This window comes from Curtobacterium luteum (genome assembly GCF_014646995.1).
GTDB classification, from domain to species: domain Bacteria; phylum Actinomycetota; class Actinomycetes; order Actinomycetales; family Microbacteriaceae; genus Curtobacterium; species Curtobacterium luteum.
The window spans coordinates 49,286-74,496 of record NZ_BMOI01000014.1 but is presented as its reverse complement, the minus strand read 5'-3'; the positions used below and the strand labels follow the sequence as shown (position 1 = coordinate 74,496).

Annotated in this window: 18 protein-coding genes; 10 read left to right on the top strand and 8 right to left on the bottom strand. The window is 72.9% G+C overall.

The window, feature by feature from the left end:
• Positions 1 to 106: 106 nt before the first annotated feature.
• From IEY20_RS14425 to IEY20_RS14405, 5 genes are all read right to left on the bottom strand, one after another.
• Positions 107 to 970: a glycosyltransferase family 2 protein gene (locus tag IEY20_RS14425; RefSeq protein ID WP_175328718.1), complete on the bottom strand. Its 864-nt coding sequence runs from the start codon at positions 968 to 970 to the stop codon at positions 107 to 109.
• Entirely contained in the window at positions 967 to 2,109 is a 1,143-nt protein-coding gene (locus IEY20_RS14420; RefSeq protein WP_229728076.1) for a glycosyltransferase family 4 protein, read from the bottom strand. The genes IEY20_RS14425 and IEY20_RS14420 overlap by 4 nt, the downstream gene beginning before the upstream one ends.
• A 77-nt stretch (positions 2,110 to 2,186) precedes the next feature.
• On the bottom strand, positions 2,187 to 3,236 hold the full coding sequence (locus IEY20_RS14415; RefSeq protein WP_175328716.1) for a glycosyltransferase family 2 protein: 1,050 nt from the start codon (positions 3,234 to 3,236) through the stop codon (positions 2,187 to 2,189).
• Positions 3,237 to 3,238: 2 nt separating this feature from the next.
• On the bottom strand, positions 3,239 to 4,468 hold the full coding sequence (locus IEY20_RS14410; protein ID WP_022904976.1) for an ABC transporter ATP-binding protein: 1,230 nt from the start codon (positions 4,466 to 4,468) through the stop codon (positions 3,239 to 3,241).
• Between the two features lie 4 nt (positions 4,469 to 4,472).
• Positions 4,473 to 5,375, bottom strand: a complete 903-nt coding sequence (locus IEY20_RS14405) for an ABC transporter permease (RefSeq protein WP_175328715.1) — start codon at positions 5,373 to 5,375, stop codon at positions 4,473 to 4,475.
• 228 nt (positions 5,376 to 5,603) lie between these two features.
• Here IEY20_RS14405 and IEY20_RS14400 point away from each other — a divergent pair, with 228 nt between their 5' ends.
• On the top strand, positions 5,604 to 6,191 hold the full coding sequence (locus IEY20_RS14400) for a hypothetical protein (RefSeq protein ID WP_175328714.1): 588 nt from the start codon (positions 5,604 to 5,606) through the stop codon (positions 6,189 to 6,191).
• On the top strand, positions 6,191 to 8,734 hold the full coding sequence (locus tag IEY20_RS14395; RefSeq protein WP_175328713.1) for a hypothetical protein: 2,544 nt from the start codon (positions 6,191 to 6,193) through the stop codon (positions 8,732 to 8,734). Before IEY20_RS14400 ends, IEY20_RS14395 begins: the two co-directional genes overlap by 1 nt.
• A 197-nt stretch (positions 8,735 to 8,931) precedes the next feature.
• Here IEY20_RS14395 and IEY20_RS14390 read toward each other — a convergent pair whose 3' ends face one another.
• Positions 8,932 to 10,215, bottom strand: coding sequence for a glycosyltransferase family protein (locus IEY20_RS14390; protein ID WP_175328712.1), 1,284 nt, complete (start codon positions 10,213 to 10,215; stop codon positions 8,932 to 8,934).
• A 139-nt stretch (positions 10,216 to 10,354) separates the two neighbouring features.
• Between IEY20_RS14390 and IEY20_RS14385 the strand changes: the two genes are divergently transcribed.
• Positions 10,355 to 12,844: a glycosyltransferase gene (locus tag IEY20_RS14385; protein WP_175328711.1), complete on the top strand. Its 2,490-nt coding sequence runs from the start codon at positions 10,355 to 10,357 to the stop codon at positions 12,842 to 12,844.
• Positions 12,841 to 13,587 (top strand): polyprenol monophosphomannose synthase, encoded by a 747-nt coding sequence (locus IEY20_RS14380; RefSeq protein ID WP_022903786.1) that lies wholly within the window; start codon positions 12,841 to 12,843, stop codon positions 13,585 to 13,587. Before IEY20_RS14385 ends, IEY20_RS14380 begins: the two co-directional genes overlap by 4 nt.
• A 202-nt stretch (positions 13,588 to 13,789) precedes the next feature.
• On the opposite strand, the gene IEY20_RS14375 is transcribed toward IEY20_RS14380, so the two are convergent.
• Complete coding sequence (locus tag IEY20_RS14375) at positions 13,790 to 15,091, bottom strand: O-antigen ligase family protein (RefSeq protein WP_175328710.1); 1,302 nt, start codon at positions 15,089 to 15,091, stop codon at positions 13,790 to 13,792.
• Between the two features lie 91 nt (positions 15,092 to 15,182).
• On the opposite strand from IEY20_RS14375, the gene IEY20_RS14370 reads away from it, so the two are divergent.
• Positions 15,183 to 16,547 carry a hypothetical protein gene (locus IEY20_RS14370; protein WP_175328709.1) on the top strand — a complete coding sequence of 455 codons (1,365 nt, stop codon included), beginning with the start codon at positions 15,183 to 15,185 and terminating at the stop codon, positions 16,545 to 16,547.
• Positions 16,548 to 16,606: 59 nt separating this feature from the next.
• On the opposite strand, the gene IEY20_RS14365 is transcribed toward IEY20_RS14370, so the two are convergent.
• On the bottom strand, positions 16,607 to 18,004 hold the full coding sequence (locus IEY20_RS14365) for an O-antigen ligase family protein (protein WP_175328708.1): 1,398 nt from the start codon (positions 18,002 to 18,004) through the stop codon (positions 16,607 to 16,609).
• Positions 18,005 to 18,046: 42 nt separating this feature from the next.
• Between IEY20_RS14365 and manA the strand changes: the two genes are divergently transcribed.
• The 5 genes from manA (at position 18,047) to IEY20_RS14340 (ending at position 25,164) form a co-directional block, all read left to right on the top strand.
• Positions 18,047 to 19,255, top strand: a complete 1,209-nt coding sequence (manA, locus tag IEY20_RS14360) for a mannose-6-phosphate isomerase, class I (protein ID WP_175328707.1) — start codon at positions 18,047 to 18,049, stop codon at positions 19,253 to 19,255.
• A gap of 53 nt (positions 19,256 to 19,308) precedes the next feature.
• A complete protein-coding gene (gene galE, locus IEY20_RS14355) occupies positions 19,309 to 20,277 on the top strand; it encodes a UDP-glucose 4-epimerase GalE (RefSeq protein ID WP_175328706.1) in 969 nt (322 codons plus the stop codon).
• A gap of 175 nt (positions 20,278 to 20,452) precedes the next feature.
• Positions 20,453 to 20,785 carry a WhiB family transcriptional regulator gene (locus tag IEY20_RS14350; RefSeq protein ID WP_083882040.1) on the top strand — a complete coding sequence of 111 codons (333 nt, stop codon included), beginning with the start codon at positions 20,453 to 20,455 and terminating at the stop codon, positions 20,783 to 20,785.
• A gap of 123 nt (positions 20,786 to 20,908) precedes the next feature.
• Complete coding sequence (locus tag IEY20_RS14345; RefSeq protein WP_175328705.1) at positions 20,909 to 23,761, top strand: glycosyltransferase family 2 protein; 2,853 nt, start codon at positions 20,909 to 20,911, stop codon at positions 23,759 to 23,761.
• Positions 23,758 to 25,164 (top strand): DUF5719 family protein, encoded by a 1,407-nt coding sequence (locus tag IEY20_RS14340; RefSeq protein WP_175328704.1) that lies wholly within the window; start codon positions 23,758 to 23,760, stop codon positions 25,162 to 25,164. Before IEY20_RS14345 ends, IEY20_RS14340 begins: the two co-directional genes overlap by 4 nt.
• The last annotated feature ends 47 nt before the right edge of the window (positions 25,165 to 25,211 follow it).

Sequence of the window (25,211 nt, the reverse complement as noted above, 5' to 3'; positions counted from 1 at the left end):
CTTCGGTTGTGCGGACGCAGAATGCACCGTGGCGTCGTGCGGACGCAGAACGCGGCGCAGGGTCGTGCGGACGGGGGACGCGCCGGCCGCCGCGGCGCACCGGGTGCTACTTGCGGGTCACCCAGCGGGCACGGAGCGACAGCCCGGCACGCAGCGCCACCCGGAGCGGCCACAGCCACCACGCCCGGTACTTCCGCGACAGGTACCGGTACGCGCTCCGGTGGTGCTCGATCTCCATGCGGCGCCGGTTCGACGACGTCGAGTGCGCCCCGGTGTGCGTGACCACGGCGGCCGGCACGTACACGTTCGCCTTCCCCGCACGCCCGACGCGCTGCCCGAGGTCGACGTCCTCGAAGTACATGAAGTACGACTCGTCGAAGCCGCCGAGCTGCCGGAACAGGGACGTCCGGATGAGGAAGCACGCGCCCGACAGCCAGCCGGCCTCGCGCTCGACGACCTCGGTCGTGGACCAGTACCGCTGGCTCCAAGGGTTCGCCGGCCAGAACCGCGAGAACGCGGCGTGGCCGAGGCCGGTGCGGAGCGACGGCAGCTGCCGTGCCGACGGGTAGGTCTCGCCCTGCTCGTCGAGGATCCGCGGCCCGAACGCACCGCCGTCGGGCAGTCGGTCGGCAGCGCGGACGAGCTCGTCGATCGACCCGGGGCCGAGCACGACGTCGGGGTTCGTGACGAGCAGGAAGTCGGGGCGGATGTCGGGCAGCACGTCGTCGAGCGCTGCGAGCGCCGCGTCGATCCCGCCGCCGTAGCCGAGGTTGCCCCCGGAGGACACCACGGTGGCCCCGTAGGACTCGCCGACGGCCCGCAGCGCGTCGAGGTCGGTCGAGCCGTTGTCGGCGATGACCACCGCGACCGGTGACGTCGACGCGGCCGCGATGCTCGCGAGGAAGGGGCGGATCGTCTCGCCCGTGTTGTACGTGACGGTGAGGACGGCCACGCGGGGGGTGTCGGTCACCGGGCGACCTCCCGGTAGGCGTCGGCGTGCACCGCTGCGGTGGCGTCCCACGTGAAGTCGGCGGCACGTCGGAGTGCGGCCGACCGGTGCGACGAGACCAGCTCGGCGTCGTCGAGCAGGCGGGCCATCGTGGCGGCGAGGTCGACGGCGTCCGGTTCGGTGTAGACCGCGGCGTCGCCCCCGACCTCGGGCAGCGAGAGCCGCCGGGTGGTCACGACGCAGGCGCCGGCGGCCATCGCCTCGACCACCGGCAGGCCGAAGCCCTCGCCGAGCGACGGGTACACGACGAACTCGGCGCCGCCGAGGAACCCGGCGAGGTCCTCGATCGGGAGGTAGCCTGCCTCGACGACGTGGTCGGTCTCCTGCAGGGCGTCGAGCCGTTCGATCGCGGCCGCGTCCCACCCGCGCGCCCCGGAGAGCACGAGCCACGGCGTCGCGGACCCGGTCGCGTCACGTGCCGTCCGCACCGCGGCGTACGCGTCGAGCAGCGCCGTGACGTTCTTCCGGGGCTCGATCGTCCCGAGGAACGCGATCCACGGGGCGCCCTCGTGGAGGGTCGCGGCGATCCGGGCATCCTCGACCTCGGCCGTCGACGGCGCGTGGAACACGGAGCGGTCGACGCCGAGCGGTGCCACGCGGACGTCGGCGCGGATGCCCCGCACGACCCGGGCCGCCTCGGTCGCCGTCGCGGCGCTCGGCACGATGACGACCGGACGGGTGCGGAGCGAGCGGCGGCTCCACCAGGTGAAGAACGTGCGCTTCAGCCTGGAGTGCCACTCCGGGTTCGAGAAGAACGTCGCGTCGTGCAGCGTGACCACCGAGCCGCCGCGCCAGGCGACCGGGAACGTGTAGTGCGGCGAGTGCAGCACGTCGACACGCAGGCGGCGGGCGAGCGCCGGGAGTCCGGTCTGCTCCCACGCGAGGCGCAGGGGCACCGAGTCGGTCCAGGCCGGTGCGGCGTGCACGGTGACGGTCGGCGCGATCGTCCGGAAGTGTGCGACGTGGCCGGGGCGGACGACGAGGTGCACGTCGAGGCCGGGCTCCGTCAGGTGGGACACGACGCCCTCGACGTAGCGTCCGACGCCGCCGAGGTTCCGCGGTACGGCCGTCCCGTCGATCAGGACGGAGGTGTGCGGCACGCGTGGTTCCTTTCGGCCGAGGCCGTCGTCTCGGCCGGGGCCGTCGTCGGGGGAGGGTCCAGGATAGCGCTCGTGGCTCATGCGCCCGGGTCCACGGCCCGGCGCGGCACGCTCGCGCGGCGGTCCTCCGCGAGCCGGTGCGCGAGGTGCCGGGGGAGGTGTCCCGCGACGTCCGCCAGCGCTGCCAGGACGAGCCGCGCCTCCCGGCGGTCCGCGGTGGACGCGAGACCGCGGAGGCCGCGCACCAGCGTCCGTGCCACGGCCCGCAGCACCGTCGGCCACGGTGCGTGCCAGAGCGCCACGAGGACGCGGTTCCGTGCGTTCCGGAACACGAACAGGTCGCTCTGCACCCCGGACGACGCCGAGTGGTCGTGCTCGACGACGGCGTCCGCCGCGTGCTCGACGCGCCATCCGCGGCGGCGGAGCCGCCAGGCGTACTCGGTGTCCTCGTAGTACATGAACAGCGACTCGTCGAGGAGGCCCACGTCGTCGAGCGCGACCCGGCGGAGCGCCGACGCGCCCCCGGAGAAGCCGAAGACGTCGACGTCGGCCGCGTGGTCGGCCGGAGCGAACCAGTCGCGGTCGGCGCCGTTGCCGTCGCGGTCGACCAGGACGCCGGTCGAGTTGAGCCGGACGTCGCCGTCCGGCGACGGCGTCCACGACCGGCCGGCGTGGTCCCGGAGCGTGCGCTGGTCGGGTGCGGGCCGCGACCCGGCCGGGAGGCGCGTCCAGCGTCCGGCGAGCACGATGCGGCCCGTCACGGCCGCCACCTCCGGACCGGCGTGCGCGAGGTGGTCGCGGAGCGCGGCGACGAACCCCGGCGCGGGCGCCGCGTCGTTGTTGAGGAGGACGACGACCTCGGCGTCGGAGGCCCGGATCCCGGTGTTCGCACCCGCCGCGAAGCCGCCGTTGTCGGCCCGCTCCACGACGGTCGCGTCGGTCAGCGCGGCGCAGAGGGCCCGGACGGAGTCGTCGGACGAGCCGTTGTCCACGACGACGACCTGGGCGGCCGAGGACGGGTCGTCGAGCACCGCCCGCGCAGCACGGATCGTCAGGTCGGCACGCTCCCAGTTGACGATCACGACCGCGGTCGACGCGGCGCCCGCGGGATCGGTCCGTCCCGACACGCTCAGTCGAGCTCTTCGAGGGACGGCTTGGCGTAGACCGTGCCGACCGCGTCGCCGAACGACGGCACCTCGAAGGAGTCGCACTCGGGCAGGTCGTGCAGGTGCCGGCCGGCGGAGTCCATCATCGACACGTTGATGAAGTACTTCCCGGTGCCGAACTTCGCGTCCGTGATCCGCAGGCGGAGCTTCCGGCGACCGTGCAGCGGTGTCAGGTGGACGCCCATGATGCCGGTGGTGGTGCCGTAGACGACCTGGCCCGCGGTGTTGTTGATCTGGACCGCGGCCTCCCAGTCGGAGACCCCGTCGAGGTGCTCGAACTCCATGTCGACCACGAGGTCGTCGCCGGGGAGGACGTCCTCGCGGCGCTCCTTGCCCTCCGCGTGCACGGTCGCGCCGAGGACCGTGCCCCGCCCGACCTGGACGTCGGCGCTCAGCTCGCCCGAGCGGCGCTCCTCGAGCACGTCGCGGAACTTGCTGACCGCCTCGACCGCCTCGCCGTCGTGCAGGACCGTGCCCTTGTTGAGGAGGACGACGCGGTCGCACATCTCCTGCACCTGGCTGAGCGAGTGCGTGACGATGATGATCGTCTTGCCCTGCTCCTGGAACGTGCGGATGCGGTCGAGGCACTTGCGCTGGAAGGCCTCGTCGCCGACCGCGAGCACCTCGTCGACGAGGAGCACGTCCGGGTCGGTGTGCACCGCGACGGCGAAGGCGAGCCGCACGTACATGCCGGAGCTGTAGAACTTCACCTGGGTGTCGATGAAGTCGCCGATGCCGGAGAACGCCAGGATGTCGTCGAACCGCGACTCGGTCTCCTTGCGGCTCAGCCCGAGGAGCGCCGCGTTCAGGTAGACGTTCTCGCGACCGGAGAGGTCCGGGTGGAACCCGGCGCCGAGCTCGAGCAGGGCCGCCAGCCGCCCGCGTCGGGACACGGTGCCCGAGGTCGGCTGGATGATGCCGCCGATCGCCTTGAGGAGTGTGGACTTGCCGGACCCGTTCTGGCCGATGAGCCCGACGGTGGTCCCGGCCTGGATCGTCACGCTGACGTCGTCGAGCGCCCAGAAGTCCTGACGGTGCTTCCGACCGGCGCGGCCGAGGGTGACGATGCGCTCGCGGATCGTGTTGTCCTTGCGCACGGTGAAGCGCTTGCGGACGTGGTCCACGACGATGACGTCCGGGCGCTCGGCGGCCGGGGTCGTGGTCGTCGGGGTGACGGGGGTGCTGATGGCCATGGGTCTAGAGCTCCTGCGCGAAGTTGCCCTGCAGGCGCGAGAAGACGCGCTGCGCTCCGACGAGGCAGACCAGGCCGACGACCAGGGCGATGCCGAGGCGGAGCATGAGGTGGTCCGGGTAGACGACCGCCGCGGGGTCGTGCAGCCAGATGGCGTTCTGGAGACCGAGGACGGCGAGGGTCAGGGGGTTGTTCGTGTAGATCGTCAGGAGCCACGGCGCGGTGAGCTCCTTCACGACCATCGAGTACGAGTAGACGATCGGGGAACCCCACAGGAGCACCATGAGCCCGACGTCGATGACGAACTGCACGTCGCGCAGGTAGACGTTGAGCGCCGCGAGCACCAGGCCGATCGCCGCTCCGAACACGACGATGACGGCGAGTGACGGGACGAGGTACACGAGCCCCTCGTGCAGCGGGAACTGCCCGAGCACGAGCGTCGCCACCAGCAGGATGCCGAACTGGATCGCGAAGTTCACGAGCGCGGCGCCCACGCTCGCGAGCGGGAAGACCTCGCGGGGGACGTAGACCTTCTTGATCAGACCGCTGTTGCCGACGATCGACCCGGTCGACCCGGCGACGATCTCGCTGAAGAGGGTGTAGGCGGACAGGCCGGTGAAGACGTAGATCGCGAAGTTGTCGATGCCGTGGGCGGCACCGAGGACCTTGCCGATGACGAAGTAGTAGATGAGGAGCTGGGTGAGCGGTCGCACGAGCGTCCACACGAACCCGAGCGCCGAGTCCTTGTACCGGGCCTTGAGGTCGCGTCGGACGAGCATGCCGAGCATCTCGCGCTGCCGGAACACGTCACGCAGCTCGCGCCACGTCCCCCGGATCGCGCTCGTCGGGGCACCGACCACGACGAGGGGCTCGGCGGCGAGCGCGGCCATGCGGTTCTGATCGACCATTCGTCTCTTCGTTCGTGGGGTTCGGGACCGGGACAGCATACTCGCCGGCCCTCGCACACCGGCTGGGGCGCACCCGTCCGGCGTCGCGGTCCGCTGCACGCTCCCCGACAGCCGTCGTGCACCCCGTGTGGGGGTGAATATCGGCGATATCAACCCTCAACCTCCAGTTTCGGGTTACCGTTGGCGCAACCCGGACCCTTGTCAACACCCACAGGACGGCCCGTCAGCATGCCCTTCGCATCACGGCCGATCGCTGCGTTCGCGGTGGTCGGTGCGCTCAGTCTCCTCGTGTCCGGTTGCTCCGGCGGCGACGGCGACCCCACCCCGTCGGCCACCCGCACCACGGGCGCGTCGTCGTCGTCCGCGTCCTCCCCGACACCGACGTCGGCGGCCGGCACGGAGTCCGGTGCGTCGGAGGCTCCCGCCTCGGAGGCGACCGACCCCGCGGACGACGACACCCCCGGCGCCTTCCCCGGCACCGGCGAGACCGTGCAGCCGGACGCCGACCCCTCCGCGTTCCCCGCGACCGCCGTCGTCACGTTCGCCGGCTGGGACGCCGGGACGAAGACCCTGCAGGCCGGTGGACTCGTCTCGGGCACCACAAACACCTCGGGCACGTGCACCTTCACCGCGAAGAAGGGCGGCACGACCCGGACCGCGGAGTCCGCCGCGCAGGCGAGCGCCAGCTCGGTGAACTGCGCACAGGTCTCCTTCCCCGCCGCACAGGTGTCCTCGGGCACCTGGTCGGTCACCCTGCAGTACTCGGTCGGGTCCGCGTCGACCACGTCCGACCCGATGACGGCGGAGGTGCCGTGATGACCAGCATCCGAGACCGCGGGACGCGTCGGCGACCGCTCCGCACGTCACTCGCCCTCGTCGCGGCCCTCGCGGTCGCCGTCAGCGGCCTGACGTTCGGCACCGTCCTCGCCGAGCAGACGACCACCGAGAGCGCCTCCGCGGCGACGGCGAGTGCGTTCGATCCGGGCAACATCATCAGCGACGCGAACTTCTACGACGGCTCGGCCATGAGCGCGTCGAGCGTGCAGTCGTTCCTGAACAGCGTCGCTCCCGGGTGCCGCCAGGCCTCCGGGGGCCCGAAGTGCCTCAAGGACTTCTCGCAGGCGATGAGCGCGATCCCGGCCGTCTCCGGGCGGTGCGCGGCGATCGCGAGCGGCACGAAGACGGCGGCGACGATGATCGCGCAGGTCGGTTCGGCGTGCGGCATCAGCCAGAAGGTCCTGCTCGTCCTGCTGCAGAAGGAGCAGGGCATCGTCACGACGTCGAGCCCGACGAGCTACATGTACCTGCACGCCACCGGCTTCGCGTGCCCGGACACCGCCCCGTGCGACCCGGCCTACTACGGGTTCGGGCAGCAGGTCTACGCGGCAGCGCTGCAGTTCAAGCGGTACCAGGCGTCGCCGACCTCGTGGGCGTACCAGGCGGGCCGGAACAACTCGATCCTGTACAACCCGAACTCGGCGTGCGGTCGGAAGACGGTCTACATCAAGAACCAGGCGACGGCCGGGCTGTACATCTACACCCCGTACACGCCGAACACCGCCGCCATGAACAACCTCTACGGCACGGGTGACAGCTGCTCGGCGTACGGCAACCGGAACTTCTGGCGCATGTACACCGACTGGTTCGGCTCGCCGACCGGCAACGGGAGCCCCTACGGCAACGTCGACGCCGTGACCGCGTCCTCGGCCTCGTCGTACACGGTCACCGGCTGGGCGGTCGACCCCGACACCACCAACGCCCTCCGCGTCGCCTTCTACATCGACGGCGCCGGGTGGAAGACGGTCACCGCGAACGTCGCCCGCCCCGACCTCGCCGGCTCGCTCGGCGCCGGCAACACCCAGCACGGGTTCTCGGCCGAGCTGACCGGCGTGGCCCCCGGCGCGCACTCGGTCTGCTCCTACGCGATCAACCAGGGGTCCGGGTCGAACACGCTGCTCGGCTGCTACACCCGCACGATCACGAGCGCGGCCCCGAAGGGCGTCATCGACACGGCGACCGGCGGACCGGGGACGATCAGCGCGGTCGGCTGGGCGCTCGACCCCGACTCGTCGAAGCCCGCGTCGTACAAGCTCCTCGTGGACGGCACCAGCCGTGCCTCCGGGAAGACGACGCTCGTCCGGAAGGACGTCGCCGCGGTCTACCCGGGCGTGGGCACCACCCTCGGGTGGTCGCAGCAGCTCACCGGCATCCAGCCCGGGTCGCACACCGTGGCGCTGTACGTGGTGGACGCGCCCGGCACCGGCTACGTGAAGGTCGCGTCGAAGACCGTCTCGGTCACCGCGCCCAGCACGGGCAAGACCGGCGGGACAGGAGCGGTCCGCGGTGCCTACGAGTCGGCGACCGGCGGCGCGGGCACGATCACGCTGAAGGGCTGGGCGATCGACCCGGACGTGTGGGACCCGGTCAAGTACCTGCTCCACGTCGACGGCGCCCGCAAGACCGGCACCGCCGACGCCACCCGGACCGACATCGAGGCGAAGAACAAGGACTGGGGCTCCGACGTCGGGCTGTCGGTGCGGCTGACCGGCCTCAGCGCGGGCAAGCACACCGTCCGCGTCTACTACCAGGACCTCCCGAGCGCCACGTGGGTCAGCTTCGGCACGAAGACGGTCACCGTGACGTCGGCGACGTCGACCGCGCCCTCCGGTCACACCGGGACGACCGGCAACTCGGGCACCGTGACCGGTGCGTTCGAGTCCGTCAGCGGTGGCGTGCACAGCGCGACCCTGCGGGGTTGGGCGATCGACCCGGACGTGTGGGACCCGGTGCAGTACCTGCTGCACGTCGACGGCGTGCGCGGCGCGACGGGGACGGCGAACGCCGTGCGGACCGACGTCGAGGCCGTGCACCCCGGGTGGGGCTCGGACGTCGGCCTGTCGGTGAAGCTCACCGGCCTCACGGCCGGGGCGCACACCGTCCGTGTCTACTTCCAGGACAAGCCGAGCGGGACGTGGAAGAGCTTCGGCACGAAGACGGTCACCGTCGTCGACCCGCCCACGACCGGCGCCACCGGCAAGACCGGCGCCGTGCGGGGCGCGTACGAGTCGGCGACCGCCGGGACCGGCACGGTCCGGCTGGCGGGCTGGGCGATCGACCCCGACCGCTGGGACCCCGTGCGGTACCTGCTGCACGTCGACGGGGTGCGCGCCGGCTCCGGGGTCGCCAACGCCGTGCGGACCGACGTGCAGAAGGTGCACCCGGACTGGGGCTCGGACGTCGGGCTCGCCGTCACGCTGACCGAGCTGACCCCGGGCAAGCACACCGTCCGCGTCTACTACGAGGACCTGCCGCGCGGCACCTGGGTGAGCTTCGGCACCAAGACGGTGACCGTCAAGTAGGGACGGTCACCCGTGACGGACGGGAGGCGCGTCACCAGCCGGTGACGCGCCTCCCGTCCGTCGTGTGGCCGTGCCGGACGACCGCACCGGCCGTGCCGGACGACCGCACCGGCCGCGCCGGACGACCGCACCGGCCGTGCCGGACGACCGCACCGGCCGCGCCGGACGACCGCACCGGCCGTGCCGGCGGCGACCGGTCAGCGGCGCAGCGCGCGCCGCGCCACCCGGCCCGCGCCGTGCAGGAGGCGGTACTCGGGGGAGCGGGTGAGCCCGTCGAAGCGGGCCGCGATCTGGTCGCGCTCCGCCTCGGCGGCACGCCGTGCGGTGTCGTACTCGCCGACCTTCCGCTCGGAGGCGATCAGCCGCTCGTTGATGTCGTGGACGCCGGCGAGGTGGACGTCGCGGTCGTGCTCCGCCCGGCGCAGGGCCTCCCGCTGCTCGGTGGCCCAGCGCAGGAAGACGCTCCGGGCCCCGGTCCGGCCGGCGACGCGGGAGACGGCGGCGTCGAGCGACGGCCCGACCTGCTCCGCACGGGCACGGAACGTGTGGCGCTCGACGACGACGGCGCGGAGCCGTTCGACGAGCGCGGTCCGTTCCGCCGCGGGCATCGCGAGCACCCGCTCGAGGCCGGCGGCGTCCTCGAAGACCGGCACGTCGGCGAGGCCGAGGGCGTCGAGCCCGGTGACGCAGTCCGTCACCGGGAGAGCCCCGGCCGCGAGCGACTCGTACAGGCGCGAGTTGAGGGTGCCGTAGGCGGCGGCGGGCGCGATGACGTCGTCGACCACGAAGGCCGCCGCGCGGTAGACCTGCGGGAGCGCGAAGTACGACACCATCGGACGAAGCTCGACCCCGGCCGAGGCCTCGACGTGGTCGACGTTCGCCGCGAACCAGACGATCGGCTCGGCGGGGACGACCTCGGCGAGGACGTCCTGCACGTGGCGGCGGACGCCCCAGAAGTTGACCGTGGTGACCGCCCGGTCCGACCGCGGCTCGTCGGGCGCGGTGGTGAAGAGGTCGGTGTCGACGCCGATCGGGACGACCTCGACCGGGCCGTCGTACTGCGCGGACACCGCCTCGGCGGCGAGCGGCGAGGACGCCCAGACGGCGTCGAACTCGTCGAGGTAGGGCAGTGCCGCCCAGCGCTCCGTCCAGTTCCGCACCCAGGCGACGAGGGCGGTGCCGGTCGGGACGTGGCCGGGCACGAAGGACTCGATCATGCTGACCACGACCGCGGTGTCGTCCGGCACCGACTCGCCCCACCGCTCGAGCGGCCACACCGCGACGCCCCAGCCCTGCTCGCGGAGCGCACGGGCCAGGCCGAGCGCGACGAAGAGGTCGCCCTTGCCCTCGTCCGGGTCGGCGGTGGAGACGGCGAAGCGGACCGTGCCGCGGGGGCCCGTGGCGTGCTCGCCTGCCGCGATGGCGACGTACTCGTCGCGCAGGGGAGCAGGGATGGGCGTCGTCGGGATCACGGCAGTCACGGCGTCCATCTTGCACGACGCACAGGTTCGGACCCGGGAGTCACGGGGCGCGCCTTGTAGGGTGTCATCGGCCGTGGGCACCCCGCTGTCGGCCGCCGAACGACCGCGCGACGAGTGCGGGAGCTGCAGGAGGAACCGCGTGAGCGAGCGCAAGGCCGGAGTCGTCTCCGTCGTCCTGGTGAACTACAAGGGCACGGACGACACCCTCACGAGCATCGCGGAGCTCCGCAAGCAGGACTGGCCGCAGGACAAGCTCGAGGTCATCGTCGTCGAGAACGGGTCCGGGCCGGAGCACCTCGGCCGGCTCAAGGCGTCGGACCTCGACTTCACGCTCGTCGACGCCGGCGCGAACCTCGGGTTCACCGGCGGCTGCAACCTCGGCGTCTCGAAGTCCTCCGGCGAGGTCGTCGCGTTCCTCAACAACGACGCCCGTCCGGACACCGGGTGGGTGCGCGAGGCGATGGCCACGTTCGCGTCCGGCGCGGACATCGGCGCCGTGGCGTCGAAGGTCCTCGACTGGGAGGGCGTCAACGTCGACTTCACCGAGGCCGCGATGACCTGGTACGGCATGGGCTACAAGCCGTTCGCCGGGTCGCCGGACACCGGGCGCTGGGAGAGCGAGACCGACGTCCTGTTCGGCACCGGCGCCGCGATGTTCATCCGCGCGGAGCTGTTCGAGCAGCTCGGCGGGTTCGACGACCGCTACTTCATGTTCTACGAGGACGTCGACCTCGGGTGGCGGCTCAACCTGCTCGGCTGGCGCTTCCGGTACCAGCCGAAGTCCGTGGCGTTCCACAAGCACCACGCGTCGATGAACAAGTTCGGCGACTTCCGCGAGACCTACCTGCTCGAGCGGAACGCGCTCTTCACGCTCTACAAGAACCTCGGCGACGAGCAGCTCGCGGCCGCGCTGCCCGGCTCGCTCGCCCTCGTCGTCCGGCGTGCGGTCGGCCGCGGCGAGCTCGACTCGACCGAACTCGACCTGCGCAACCCCGGCGACGACAGCGTCCCGACGATCCCGGTGCCGAAGACGAGCATGGCGGGCATCTACGGTGTCGACCAGTTCGTCGAGCAGCTCCCGTCGATGACCGAGTCGCGGCGGCAGGTCCAGGCGACGCGCGTCCGCGGCGACCGCGAGCTCCTGCGGCTCTTCGGCAACCGCGACGAGCCGGCCTACCCGATCGAGAACTACCTCGCCGGATACGACAAGATCGTGCACTCGCTCGGCGTGCTCGAGGTGGGCACCCGGCGCCGCGTGCTCATCATCACGGGGGACTCGATCGGCGCGAAGATGGCCGGTCCGGCGATCCGCGCCACCCAGATGGCGAAGCAGCTCGCGAAGGAGCACGACGTCCGCGTGGTGTCCCTGACCCGTTCGGAGCCGGTCGACCCGGCCTACGAGGTCGTGACCGTCCCGCACCGCCACCCGCGGCAGATGGTCGAGCACGAGGCCTGGGCCGACGTCATCGTCGTGCAGGGCCACGCGCTCCGCCTGTTCCCGGTGCTCGAGTCGACGCGCAAGATCCTGGTGGTCGACGTCTACGACCCGCTGCACCTCGAGCAGCTGGAGCAGGGTCGCAGCGACGACGTCGACCAGTGGAACCGGCAGATCCTCGACGCCTCGGACACGCTCAACCACCAGCTCGAGCTCGGCGACTACTTCATCTGCGCCTCGGAGCGCCAGCGCATGTTCTGGCTCGGCCAGCTCGCCGGCTCCGGTCGCGTGAACGCCCGCACGTACTCGCGCGACCCCGACCTGCGCTCGCTCATCGGTGTCGTGCCGTTCGGCCTCTCCTCGACCCCGCCCGTGCACGACGTGCAGCGGGTCAAGGGGGTCGTGCCCGGCATCGGCAAGAACGACAAGCTCGTCGTCTGGGGCGGCGGCATCTACGACTGGTTCGACCCGATCACGCTCGTCCGGGCGATCGGGCAGCTGGCCGCGAAGAAGCCGAGCGTGAAGCTGTTCTTCATGGGCGTGCAGCACCCGAACCCCGACGTGCCCGAGATGGACATCGTCGCGAAGGTCCGGGCCGAGGCCGACGCGCTCGGGCTCACCGGCACGAACGTGTTCTTCAACGACACCTGGATCCCCTACGAGGAGCGCGGCGCGTACCTCCTCGAGGCCGACGCCGGCGTCTCCACGCACTACGAGCACCTCGAGACCACGTTCTCGTTCCGCACCCGCATCCTCGACTACCTGTGGGCACGTCTCCCGATCGTCACCACCGCCGGGGACTCCTTCGGCGACCTGGTCGCGGCGGAGCGCCTCGGCATCGCGGTGCACGAGCAGGACGTCGCCGGGCTCGCCGACGCCCTCGAGACGGCGCTGTTCGACAAGAAGGCCCGCGCCGAGTTCATCGGCAACGTCGACCGGATCCGTGAGCAGTTCACGTGGGAGAACGTGCTCGAGCCGCTCGTCGAGTTCTGCCGGAACCCGATCCGTGCCGCCGACAAGTCCGTGCGCGACGCCGGCACCGCCGTCACCCCGCACGAGATGCGCGTGCGCGTGCCGGACCGGAAGAAGACCTACGGCGTGCGGCACGACCTCGGCCGCGCGGTGCACTACTTCCGCACCGAGGGACCGCGGGCCGTCGCGGGCAAGATCAAGCGGCGCCTGCAGAACCGGTGACGCTCGAGACCCCGACCGCCCTCGTCGTCATCCCGACGTACGACGAGGCGGAGAACGTCCGCGCCATCCTGGCCGCCGTCGTCGCCGCCGTGCCGTCGGCCCACGTGCTCGTGGTCGACGACGGCAGCCCGGACGGAACCGCCGACGTCGTCCGTGCCCTGGCCGCGGAGGACGACCGCGTCCACCTGCTCGAGCGGTCGGGCAAGCTGGGACTCGGCACCGCCTACGTGGCGGGCTTCCGGTGGGGGCTCGAGCGTGGCTACCCGTTGCTCGTCGAGATGGACGCCGACGGGTCGCACCCCGCCGACCGCCTCCCGGCGATGATCGACGCCGTGCTCGCCGACGACCGCGTCCTGCTCGCGATCGGCTCACGGTGGGTCGCCGGCGGCTCGGTCGTCGACTGGCCGCTGCGGCGCGAAGTGCTGAGCCGGAGCGCGAACACCTACGCACGGATCGTGCTCGGCATCGGCGTGCGCGACGTCACCGCGGGCTTCCGGGTGTACCGCGCCGGAGCGGTCGCCGCGATGGACCTCGACGCGATCGATTCGAAGGGCTACTGCTTCCAGGTCGACATGACGCTCCGGGTCGACGCACAGGGCGGCCGGATCGTCGAGGTGCCGATCCGCTTCCGCGACCGCGTGCACGGGGTCTCGAAGATGAGCGGCGGCATCGTGGTCGAGGCGATGCTCCGCGTCACGCAGTGGGGCGTCCAGCGGCGCTTCGGTCGTCGCCGCACGGCCTGACCGACGCCGACCGCGTGCCTGGTCGTCCCGGGCGCGCCTGGCTGTTCCGGGCGTCCCTGGTCCTCCCGGACGACCGGGAACGCTCGTCCTGACCGGTGATCGCGCTCGCGACGGGAAGGACCGTGCGCGACCGAGGACCTGCCGCGCCGCACCGGCGGGACGGAGCCGAGCCGCGCCTCCAGGCCGGACCGCAGCGCCCGCGTCAGACGCGGGGGAGGTGTCGCCGCCACGACCGCCGACGTGCCGCGACCACGAGCACGGTCACGAAGAACAGCAGCCCGGCCCCGTGCAGGAGGTAGCTCTCGGCCGTGCTCGTCACCGCGAGCAGCACCAGCACCGCCGCCGGCCACACGTACGCCACCCCGGGGAACGTCGTCGCCGTGACCCAGGCCCGGGCGAAGGCCAGGAGCGCGGTGATCCCGAGGAGGATCGTGCCCGCGAGCCCGATCTGCAGCCACGCGTCGACGAAGGCGTTGAGCCCGGACGTGAAGCGCTGCCCCGCGGGGTCGATGAAGGTGACGTACGGGACGACCGCCTCCTGCGGCCAGGTCCCCACCCAGCCCCAGCCCTGGATCGGGAACTGCGCGGTGAGCGCCCGGATCTGCGCCCAGAGGTCGAGCCGGGTCGCGGTGCCGCCGGCCGCGCCGATCTCGGCGAGCACCCGGTGCCGGGCGACGACGCCGACGACGAGCATCGCGAGCACCACCACACCGAGCACGGCGTTCACGACCGGCCGTGCGCCGGGTCGGGCGTGCCGCAGGGACCACAGGGCCAGCGCGGTCACGGCGAGGGCGATCATCGCGAGGCCGGTGATGGGGGACTGCACGAGCATGAGCGCGATGACCGCGAGCGCGGTGGACGCGACCGCCCGCCAGACGGAGACCGACCGCGTCAGGAACTCGACGACGAAGGTCACGAGTGCCATGGCCGCGATGAACCCCATGAAGTTGCGGGTGCCGCCGATGCCCTGGATCGGACCGCCGTAGGCGATGTCGCCGCGGATGCCGAAGGCCGGGAAGGGGACGTCGAGCACCAGCCCGGAGAGGACCTCGAGACCGAGGGCGACGACGAGCAGGATGCGGAAGGCGTCCCCGGAGGCGCGGATGACCTGCACGAGGTCGCGGCCGAGCGCCAGGTAGAGCCCGAGCCCGACGAAGCACACCGTGGCGGTGAGGCCCCGCAGCGCGACCCAGGAGTACTCGCTCCACAGGACGCTGAGCGCGCAGTACCCGACGAACGCCAGCAGGGACAGGGGGAGCACGCCGTGCCACTCGATGCGGTAGCGCTGCCCCAGCAGGCTGAGGCCGGCGAGCACGACGAGGGTGACGAGCACGGCCCAGGTCCCGGCGTCACCGACGAGCGCCGTGACCGTCGGTTCCCCGAACGCGAAGAGGACGATCACGGTCGCGAGCGCCTGGCTGAAGCGACCGCCGGCGGAGAACCCGATCCAGGCCGAGAGGTAGCGGCGCGCGAGCACGCGTCTCGTCACCCGGCTGTCCGTCACCCGTCCATCTTGTCGTACCTCGGCCGAGGGCACGCTCCGCTCTGGTCGCGCCCTCCATCCACGAAACGCGATATCGCCGTACCATCCAGTCGTGCAGCGCTGGCGCTCGGTCCGGACGGTCGGCGCCGCCGGGCTCGTCGGGGTCGTGGTGACGTTCGTCGGCTGGTGGCGTCTCGGGCCCGTCGCTGCCCGGACGGTGTGGGCCGAGGACGGCGGGGTGTTCTGGCGCGACCGTGCCGCGGACGGCCCCCTCGACCTCCTCGAGCCGTACGCCGGCTACCTCCACCTCGTGCCGCGCCTGCTCGTCGACGTCGCCTGGGTGTTCCCGGTGGCCCACTACGCCGTCGTGCTCTCCCTGGGGTCCTGCCTCGTCGTCGGCGGGGCGGCCGCGCTCGTCTCGGTCCTCGCGCGCGACGTGGTCCACCCCTGGCCGCTCCGCGCGCTGCTCGCCGCGGTCCCGGCGCTCCTGCCGCTCGCGCCGGTCGAGATCGCCGGCAACGCGGCGAACCTGCACTGGTACCTGCTCGCCCTCGCACCGTGGGTGTTCGCGTACCGTCCGCGCCGTTGGTGGTCCGCCGTGGGGCTCGCGGCCGTCACCGCGGCGGTGACGCTCACCGAGCCGCAGACCGCGCTCTTCCTGCCGTTGCTGCTCCTCGCATGGGTGCCCGACGGACCCGTCGGTGAGCGTCGCGTGGGCCTCCGGCCACTGCCCGTCACGGTCGTCGCGGTGCTCGGCGTGGCCGCGCAGGTCGCCGTGTCGGCCGTCACGCCCCGGCGCCTCGACCCGGGTGTCGCGTCGTGGCGCGACGTCGTCGCCGGGTGGTTCCTGCAGCCGTTCGGCGGACTCCTGCACGCCCGGGTCGGCGAGGTGGTCCGTGCCGTGCTCGACCACGGCTGGGCCGTCGTGCTCGTCCCCGCGGCGGCCGTCGGCGTGCTCCTCGTCGCGGCGGTCGCCGTCGGGCCGTGGCGGGCACGCGTCCTCGTCGTCGCGTTGACCGTCGGCTCGGTCGTCGTGTGGGCGGGTGCCCTCTGGGTGAACGGGGCGGACCGGCCGTGGTCCGGACCCGCGCCGGGCATGGTCGACGCGCCGCCCCTGCGCTACGGGGCCGCCAGCGGCCTCCTGCTGCTGTCCGCGATCGCGACGGCAGCGGGCGTCCTCATCACGTGGGGCGGCGCTCGTCGGCCCGTCACGACCCGGCCGGGAGGCGCGGTGCGGCTCACCGGGACCGCCCTCGGCTGGTGCGCGGTCGCGGTGGTCGTCGGCTCGGCGGTCGCCGGGACAGCGCCGGTCGCCCTGGACCACGAGCCGCAGCCGTCACGGCGGGCGGACGGACCCGAGTGGGCTCCGCAGGTCGCCCGCGCAGCGGCGTCGTGCCGTGCCGATCCGGCGCTCGCGTCGGTGCGGGTCGAGACGGCGCCGTGGGGGACCCGGATCGACTGCGCCCGGCTGCGGTGAGGGTGCGGGCCGTGCTGCGCCCTCGTCGGTCACGCTGCGGGGACCGGCGGATCGGCGGGTCAGTCGCGGAGCGCGCGCTCGTCCGTCGACGCCCAGCGGAACTCGCGGCGCGTCGGCGGGGTGCGCGGGCCGTCCCCGACGGACACCGGTTCGTCGCCGACGAGGACGATCCGGGACTTGATCGCGATGAGCGCGAACAGGATCCAGTTGCCCTGGTAGAGCAGCCGCGACTCGGCCACCGACTGCACGAGGAGCGCGACGACGACGAGCAGGGGGAACAGCGACACCGGGTCGAACGACCGCTGCTCGAGGCGCGCGTCGTAGCCGATCCTGGTCGCGCCGGCCCACCCCCGGTGCAGCGTGGTGACGACGTAGACGAGGAAGAGCAGGAGCCCGATGATCCCCGTCTGCATCCAGACGTCGAGGTACGCGTCGTGTGCCTGGAGGTACGTCACGCCCTTGCGGTGCGCGAGGTCCGCGAGCGTCGGGATGCCCGGCCACCAGTAGCCGATCCAGCCCCAGCCGAGCACCGGGTGCTGGTCGACGAGGCCGAGCACCTTCGCCCAGATCTCCCCGCGGCCGGTGGCGTCGGACCCCTTGCCGAGGAGTTCGGACACCGCGCCCCGCGCCACGTACCCGACGACGGCGAGGACCACGGCGACGAGCAGGACGACCAGGTAGCGCGGCGTGCGGCGCCCGGTCGGGGTCCGCCGGACCCAGAGCGCCACGACCAGGACGAGCGCGACGACGACGGCGGCCGCGGCGACCGTGGACGACCGGGTGAGCAGGAACACGACCGCGGCGACGGACAGCCAGCCGATCGCCCGGGCACGCCGGATGCGCCCCTCAGCCCACTGCACGGCAACGGCGACCGCCGCGAGGAGCGCGACCATGGCCAGCAGGTTCGCGTTGCCCGGCAGCCCCTGGATGCGGCCGCCGGTGAACAGCTCGGCGCGCGAGAAGTAGAACGCATCGGGGATCTTCGCGTCGCCGTAGTCGGTCCACACCGGCGCGATCGGGTGCCGGAGGACGACCGCCACGAACGCCTCGAACACGAGCGAGAGCATGAGCACCCACCGCATCGCGAGGCTCGTCGCGTCGAGGATGCGGCGCCAGCTCAGGGTCGAGGCGACCGCGAACGCCACCGCGGCGCAGACGACCTGGACGACGATGCTCGGCAGGGTGGCGTAGCGCCAGTGGGACCAGACGAGCGACAGCAGGCACCACGCGAGGAAGAACCAGAGCGACCGGGGGGTGCGGGTGATCGGCGGGCGGGCGCGGACGAGGATCGTGACGCCCCAGACGGCCACCGCGCCCCACAGGATCCCGGCACCGACCCAGGTCAGGGTGTTCGGCAGGGCGTCACCGGCGAACACCACACCGAGCAGGGTGCTCGCGAACGCGAACGCCTCCCGCTCCGGAACCGTCCCTCGTGCCAGCGGCCACGTGTTCGTCACCCCGTCAGGCTACCGTCGCGCGCCCGCCGGTAGGCTCGCCGCATGTTCCTCGGCATCACCAACACCCCGCGCGACTACGCCTGGGGGTCCGTCACCGCGATCCCGGAGCTCCTCGGCCGCACCGTCACCGGCGCACCCCAGGCGGAGCTGTGGCTGGGGGCGCACCCTGGCAGCCCGAGCGTCGTGGTGAACCCGGCGACGGTCGGTGGTGCCGACACGCTCCTCGACTGGATCGCCGCCGAGCCGGAGGCGGCGCTGGGGGCGGGCCGCACCGGGCTGCCGTTCCTCCTCAAGGTGCTCGCAGCCGCCGCACCGCTGTCGCTCCAGGCGCACCCGACCCCGGAGCAGGCGCGGGAGGGCTTCGACCGCGAGGAAGCGGCCGGCGTCCCGGTCGACGACCCCGCGCGGAACTACAAGGACCCGTTCCCGAAGCCCGAACTCGTCGTGGCGCTGAGCGAGCGGTTCGAGGCGCTGAGCGGCTTCCGGCCGGTCGCCGAGACCCTCGCGGACGTCGAGCGCCTGGACGCCGGATCCGGACGCCTCGGCCCGCTGGTCGCGCACCTCGGGCAGGGCCTCGAGGACACCGTCCGCTGGCTCGAGACCGCCGACGAGGGCGCGCTCGCGGTGGTCCGGGCGGTGAGCGACCTCGCGACCATGATGCCGGACGACGCCGCCAGCCCGAACGTCCGCACCGTCCGCGACCTCGCCGAGGCGTACCCGGACGACCCCGGCATCGTCGTCTCGCTGCTCATGCACCGTGTGACGCTCCGGACGGGCGAGTCCATGTACCTGCCCGCCGGGAACATCCACGCGTACCTCGACGGGCTCGGCATCGAGCTCATGGCGCCGTCGGACAACGTCCTCCGTGGCGGGCTCACCCCGAAGCACGTCGACGTCCCCGAGCTCCTGCACGTCCTCGACTTCACGGCGTACCCGGCGCCGGTCCTCGAGCCGGAGCACCTCGCGCCCGGGGTCGACCGGTTCGCGCCGGACGGTGTGGGCTTCGCGCTCGTGCGGGTCACCGGCGACGGCGGGCCGGTCGGGCTCGGTACGGGCGGCGTGGCACCGCTGCACGGCCCCTCCATCGCGATCTGCACCGAGGGGGTGGTGACGCTCGTCGGTGCGACGAGCGCGACCCTGCTCCGCCAGGGGGAGAGCTGCTACGTCACCCCCGACGAGGGCGACGTCACGGTCGAGGCGGACGCGACCTCGGGCCTGACGTCCACCGTCTTCATCGCGACCGGCGCGTGAACTCGCAGCCCTGACGGCCCTGCCGACCCGGCCGTTCCGCTAGCGTGGCGAGCATGAGTTGGCTGGTCACCGGCGGTGCCGGGTACATCGGGTCCCACGTCGTCCGCGCGCTCCGGGGTGCCGGCATCGACACCGTCGCGCTCGACGACCTGTCGAGCGGCTTCCGCGCCTTCGTGCCGGACGACGTGCCGTTCGTCGAGGGCACGATCCTCGACGGCGACCTCGTGGCACGGACGCTCCGCGAGCACGCCGTCACGGGCGTCGTGCACGTCGCGGGCTTCAAGTACGCCGGGGTCTCCGTGGAGCGCCCGCTGCACACCTACGAGCAGAACGTCACGGGCATGACGACCCTGCTCCGCGCGATGGCCGAGCAGGACGTCACGAAGGTCGTCTTCTCGTCGAGTGCGGCCGTCTACGGCACCCCGGACGTCGACACGGTCGTCGAGTCCACACCGAAGGCGCCGGAGTCGCCGTACGGCGAGTCGAAGCTGATCGGCGAGTGGCTCCTCCGGGACATGGAGGTCGCCCGCGGCTTCACCACGACGTCGCTCCGCTACTTCAACGTCGTCGGGTCGGGGGAGCCGGACCTCTACGACGCGAGCCCGCACAACCTCTTCCCGCTCGTGTTCGACGCGCTGCTCGCCGGGCGCACCCCGCGCATCAACGGCGACGACTACCCGACGCCGGACGGAACCTGCGTCCGCGACTACGTGCACGTCGCCGACCTCGCCCACTCGCACGCGGTCGCCGCGCGGAAGCTCGAGGCGGGGGAGCCGCTGGAGCGCGCCTACAACCTCGGCAGCGGCGACGGCGTGAGCGTCCGCCAGATCATGGACGCCATGGCGGCCGGCACCGGAATCGCCTTCGAGCCCGAGGTCGCTCCGCGGCGTCCCGGCGACCCGGCGCGCATCGTCGCGACCGGAGAGGCGGCTGCCCGCGACCTCGAATGGGCGATGCGACACTCCCTGGACGAGATGGTGTCGAGTGCGTGGGAGGCGCGCCGGAGCGTGTCCCGAGTGTGACCGGCTTGTCCCCCGAAGCCCGGACAGAACGCGGGCGACACGCCCGTACGGGGGACATGACACGCCGGAACGGTCAGCGGCTTCTATGATCCGCGACTTGACACCTGGCGAATGACACCGCTGTAATTACAGGCAACGACGGCAACCCGTCGTGGTCCGTCACGAGACGTCAGGGGTGATCAGGGTGAACGGTTCCGACTTCAGCGCCGGAGTTCCGGAGGACTGGCACGTCGACCCCGTGTCGCTCGGCGTCCCGGGCGTGCGGCGTCCCGACACCGACGACGAGGAGAACCCCCTCGCCTGGCAGGCGGACTCGCTGTGCGCGCAGACCGACCCGGAGGCGTTCTTCCCGGAGAAGGGCGGATCGACGCGCGAGGCGAAGAAGATCTGCACCTCGTGCGAGGTCCGGGCGCAGTGCCTCGAGTACGCGCTCGAGAACGACGAGCGCTTCGGCATCTGGGGCGGTCTCTCCGAGCGCGAGCGTCGCAAGCTGCGCAAACGGGCCTAGCCGCCCGACGGGAGGCCCGGACAACGTCCGGCTCACACCGTGCGGTGATGACCTCCACAGGTTCACGGCACGCCGTCGTCCGCGACGGAGCACGTGCCTCCAGACCGTAGAGTGACGCCCGTCATGCAGCCCAGTGCCTCCCAGCCCCGTGTCACCGCGATCCTGGTCGCCGCCGACGGCGGCGACCACCTCGACCGCACCCTCGACGCGCTGGCCCGGCAGACCCGTCACCCCGAAGGGCTCGTCGTGGTCGACGCCGGATCGACCGACGGCTCGACCGCCGACCTCGCGTTCGGCGGTTCCGCCGAACTCATCCGCCTCCCGGGGCACCGGACGTTCGCCCAGGCCGTCGCCGCGGGCGTGCGCGAGGTCCGCCCCGTGGACGCCGACGGGCCCGTCGACGAGTGGCTGTGGTTCCTCGGGCACGACAACGCGCCCGCGCCGACCGCGCTCGCCGAGCTCCTCACCGCGGTGGAGATCGCCCCGTCGGTCGTCGTCGCCGGACCGAAGCTCGTGCACGACGACGACCCGTCGAAGATCCGCGACTTCGGCGAGAGCATGACCCGGACCGGTCGCTCGCTCGTGCTCGTGCAGGACGAGCTGGACCAGGGGCAGCACGACCGCCACACCGACGTGCTCGGCGTCGCGGCGGCGGGCATGCTCGTGCGGCGCTCGGTCTGGGAGCAGCTCGGTGGGTTCGACCCGGCGCTGCCCGACGTCGACGCCGCGCTCGACCTCTGCGTCCGAGCCCGACTGGCCGGCCACCGCGTCGCCGTCGTGCCGGAGGCGCGGATCACGAGCGCTGGCCCGGTGGAGGAGTTCGGCCGCAAGCGCCTCACCGAGGGCAAGCGCGTCCGGATGCACCGACAGGCGCAGCTGCACCGCCGCATGACCTACGCGCCGGCCGGGCTGCTCTGGCTGCACTGGCTGATGCTCGTGCCGTTCGCGGTGGGGCGGGCGGTCGGCCACCTCGTCGCGAAGCACCCGGCGGCCGTGAGCGGCGAACTCGCGGCGGCCTTCGCGGTCGCGTTCGGCGGCGGCACCGGTCGCTCGCGGAAGGTGCTGGCGCGGAACCGCTCCGTGGGCTGGGCTGCCGTCGAGCCGCTCCGCGTGAGCTGGCGCCGGGTCCACGAGCGGCGGACGACCTCCCGCGACGTCGAACTCGCGCGGGTCGAGGACGCCCCGATCGCCCGCGCCTCCTTCCTCGGCGACGGCGGCGTGTGGGTCGTCCTCGCGGCCGCGGTCCTGAGCGTCGTCACGCTGTTCCCGCTGCTCGGCTCGCCGGCCCTCACCGGCGGGGGACTCCTGCCGCTGTCGACGACGGTCGGACGCCTCTGGCAGAACGTCGGCTACGGCTGGCACTCGATCGGCACCGGTTTCACCGGCCCGAGCGACCCCTTCACGGCGGTGGTCGCGGTCCTCGGCTCGATCACGTTCTGGTCGCCGTCGACCTCGGTGGTGCTCGTGGTGCTGCTCGCGTTCCCGGTGTCGGCGCTCGGTGCCTGGTTCGCCGTCCGCAAGGTCACCACGCGCGCCTGGGTGCCGGTCGTCGGGGCTGCGCTGTACGCGATCGCGCCGACGCTCGTCGGTGCGGTCACGAGCGGCCACCTCGGGGCCGTCATCGCGCACCTGACGCTGCCGTGGCTCTTCCTCGCGCTCCTCGAGGCCCACCGCTCGTGGGCGTGGGCGTCCGGGGCCGCGATCCTCTTCGCCGTCGTGGCGGCCTCGGCGCCGTCGCTGCTGCCCGTGCTCCTCGTCGCCTGGCTCGTCTCGCTCGTCGTCGGTTGGCGACGCGCGCACCGTCGGGTGTTCGTCCCGGTCCCCGCCGCGGTGCTCTTCCTGCCGCTCGTGCTCGCACAGGTCGCGCGGGGCAACCCGCTCGCCGTCTTCGCCGACCCCGGTGTGCCGTCCGCCACCCGCGCGCCCTCGGCCTTCCAGCTCGCGATCGGGCAGCCGGTGCCGGACTGGAGCGGCTGGCTGCAGGCGTCCGCGCCGCTGGGGCTCCCGGTGTGGGTGCTGCCGGTCGCCATGGCCGTCCTCGCGCTCCCGGTCGCCGCCGCCGCGCTCGGGGCGATGCTCGGGCACCGGTGGTCGGTCGCCGGCGCCGCACTCGTCCTGGCCCTGCTCGGGTACGCCACCGCGTTCGGTGCCACGCAGCTCGCGGTCACCGGCGTCGGGTCCACGACCACGATCATCTGGCCGGGCAGTGGGCTCAGCGTCTCCTGGCTCGGGATCGTCGCCGCAGCATGCATCGGGCTCGACGTCCTGCCGCGGACCGCTCCCGTCGCGGCACTCGTGGCGACGGTGCTCGCGGGCGTGACGGTCGCGCCGGCCTTCGCGGCCTTCTACCTGCAGACCGCCGCGATCCAGCCGACCAGCGGACGCGTCCTCAGCGCCTACGTCAACGCCGAGGCGCAGGCGAACCCCGACGTCGGCACGCTGGTCGTCGACCCGCAGCCGGACGGGTCACTGTCCGTGGCACTCGAGCGTGGTCAGGGCTCGACGCTCGACGACCAGTCGACGCTCGAGTCGACGGCGCTGGCCCTGAGCCGTGCGGGCGAGCAGCTCACCACGCTCGCGGGCAACCTGGCGAGCCGGAGCGGCTACGACCCGCGCCCGGCGCTCCGCTCGCTCGGGGTGAGCTTCGTCCTGCTCGACGACGCCGGCTCCTCGCCCGAGGCGCAGGCGGTGCACGACCGCGCCGCCGGGGCGATCGGGCAGAACGCCCTCTTCACCAGCATCGGTGAGACACCGAGCGGCCAGCTCTTCCACTTCGACGGCACGGTCGACCGGACGTCCACCGGCTCAGCGGCCGCCCACGCGACGCACGTCGCCTACCTGGTCGTCCTCGGCGTGGTCTTCGGTGCAGCCGCCCTGCTCGCGGTGCCGACCGCGCCCCGCCGACGCCGTGCCACCTCGAACCGCATCGAGGCCGAGGAGCCCGCGACCACCTTCGACGAGGAGCGCGACGAATGAGCGCCAGCACCCCCTCGACCGTCCGCCGCTGGCTCGTCCGCGGTACGGCCACCGCGGTCGCGGTCGTCGTCGCCGCGGGGACCGTGACGGCGGCGCACGCGCTCGGGACCGCCTCGACGCCCGGTCGTCCCGCCGGGCAGACCGTGACCCCTGTCGCGGCCGACGCCGAGCGCGTCTGCGCCGGCGATGCGCTCCGGCTGTCCGACGACGCCGGCAACGACGCCACGAAGGCCACCGCGGTCGGCAGCGCCACGATCGCGACCGCCACGACGGGGGACACCGTCGAGCGCTCGGACCTCGATGCGTCGGCCTCCGGCTCGAGCGATCCGCGGCTCCTCACCGCCCCGGCCGGCTCCACGACGCCGCAGGTCGCGGGCAGCAGCTACCAGAGCGTCTCCGACGGCGACCTCGTCGGTGTCGGCGCGGCGTCCTGCGACGACCCGGCGCAGTCGACGTGGCTCGTGGGCGGGTCGACCGAGACCGGTCGGACCAGCCTCATCACGCTCTCCAACCCGACCGACGTGAACGCCACCGTCGACCTGTCGATCTACGACGCCTCCGGCGAGGTGTCGGCACCGGGCACGACCGGCATCGTCGTCGCGCCGAACAGCCAGAAGGTCGTCCCGCTGTCCGGGTTCGTCTCGGACCAGGCGTCCACCGTCGTCCACGTCGAGTCGTCGGGCGGACAGATCGTCGCGCACATGCAGGAGACCGTCGTCCGGACGCTGACCCCCGGCGGGTTCGACATCGTCTCCGGCGGTGCCGCGCCGAGCACGTCGCAGGTGATCCCGGGCGTCGTCCTGAGCGGCGCGGAGGCCGCGCAGCGCGGCGACGACACCGCCGACGCGGCCCCGGTCCTCCGGCTCTTCGTCCCCGGCACCGCGACCGCCCGCGTCTCCATCGGCATCACGACGGCGGACGGTGGCGGCTCCACGGTGAACGCCACCGCCGAGCCGGGCATCGTGACCGACGTCGCGCTGGACGACTTCCCGGACGGGCGGTACTCGTTCACGGTCAGTTCGACGGTGCCCGTCGTGGCCGGGGCCCGGACGACGACCCCGACGCAGGGCGGCGCGACCGACCTCGGCTGGTTCGCGTCCGCCGAGCCGCTCGGCGACGACGTCGTCACCGCGATCGCACCCGGTGGCGGTGCCCGGATGTCCCTCGTGAACCCGACCCAGCGGGACGCCGACGTCACCGTCACCTCGGGTGACCGCGTGCAGGAGCTGACGGTCGTGTCCGGCGCGACCGCGACCTTCACGGCACCGACGGCGACGCAGCTGCGCATCGAGGGCGCCGAGGGACTCGTCGGCGGGGTCACGTACCAGGACGACGAGGGGATCGCGGGGTACCCGATCCGTCCGTCGACGGCGGTCTCCACACCGGTGCGCGTCTACCCCTGACCGGGGTCTCCGGCGACCGCCGCGGACCCCGTCCCGGGGCGGGCCGC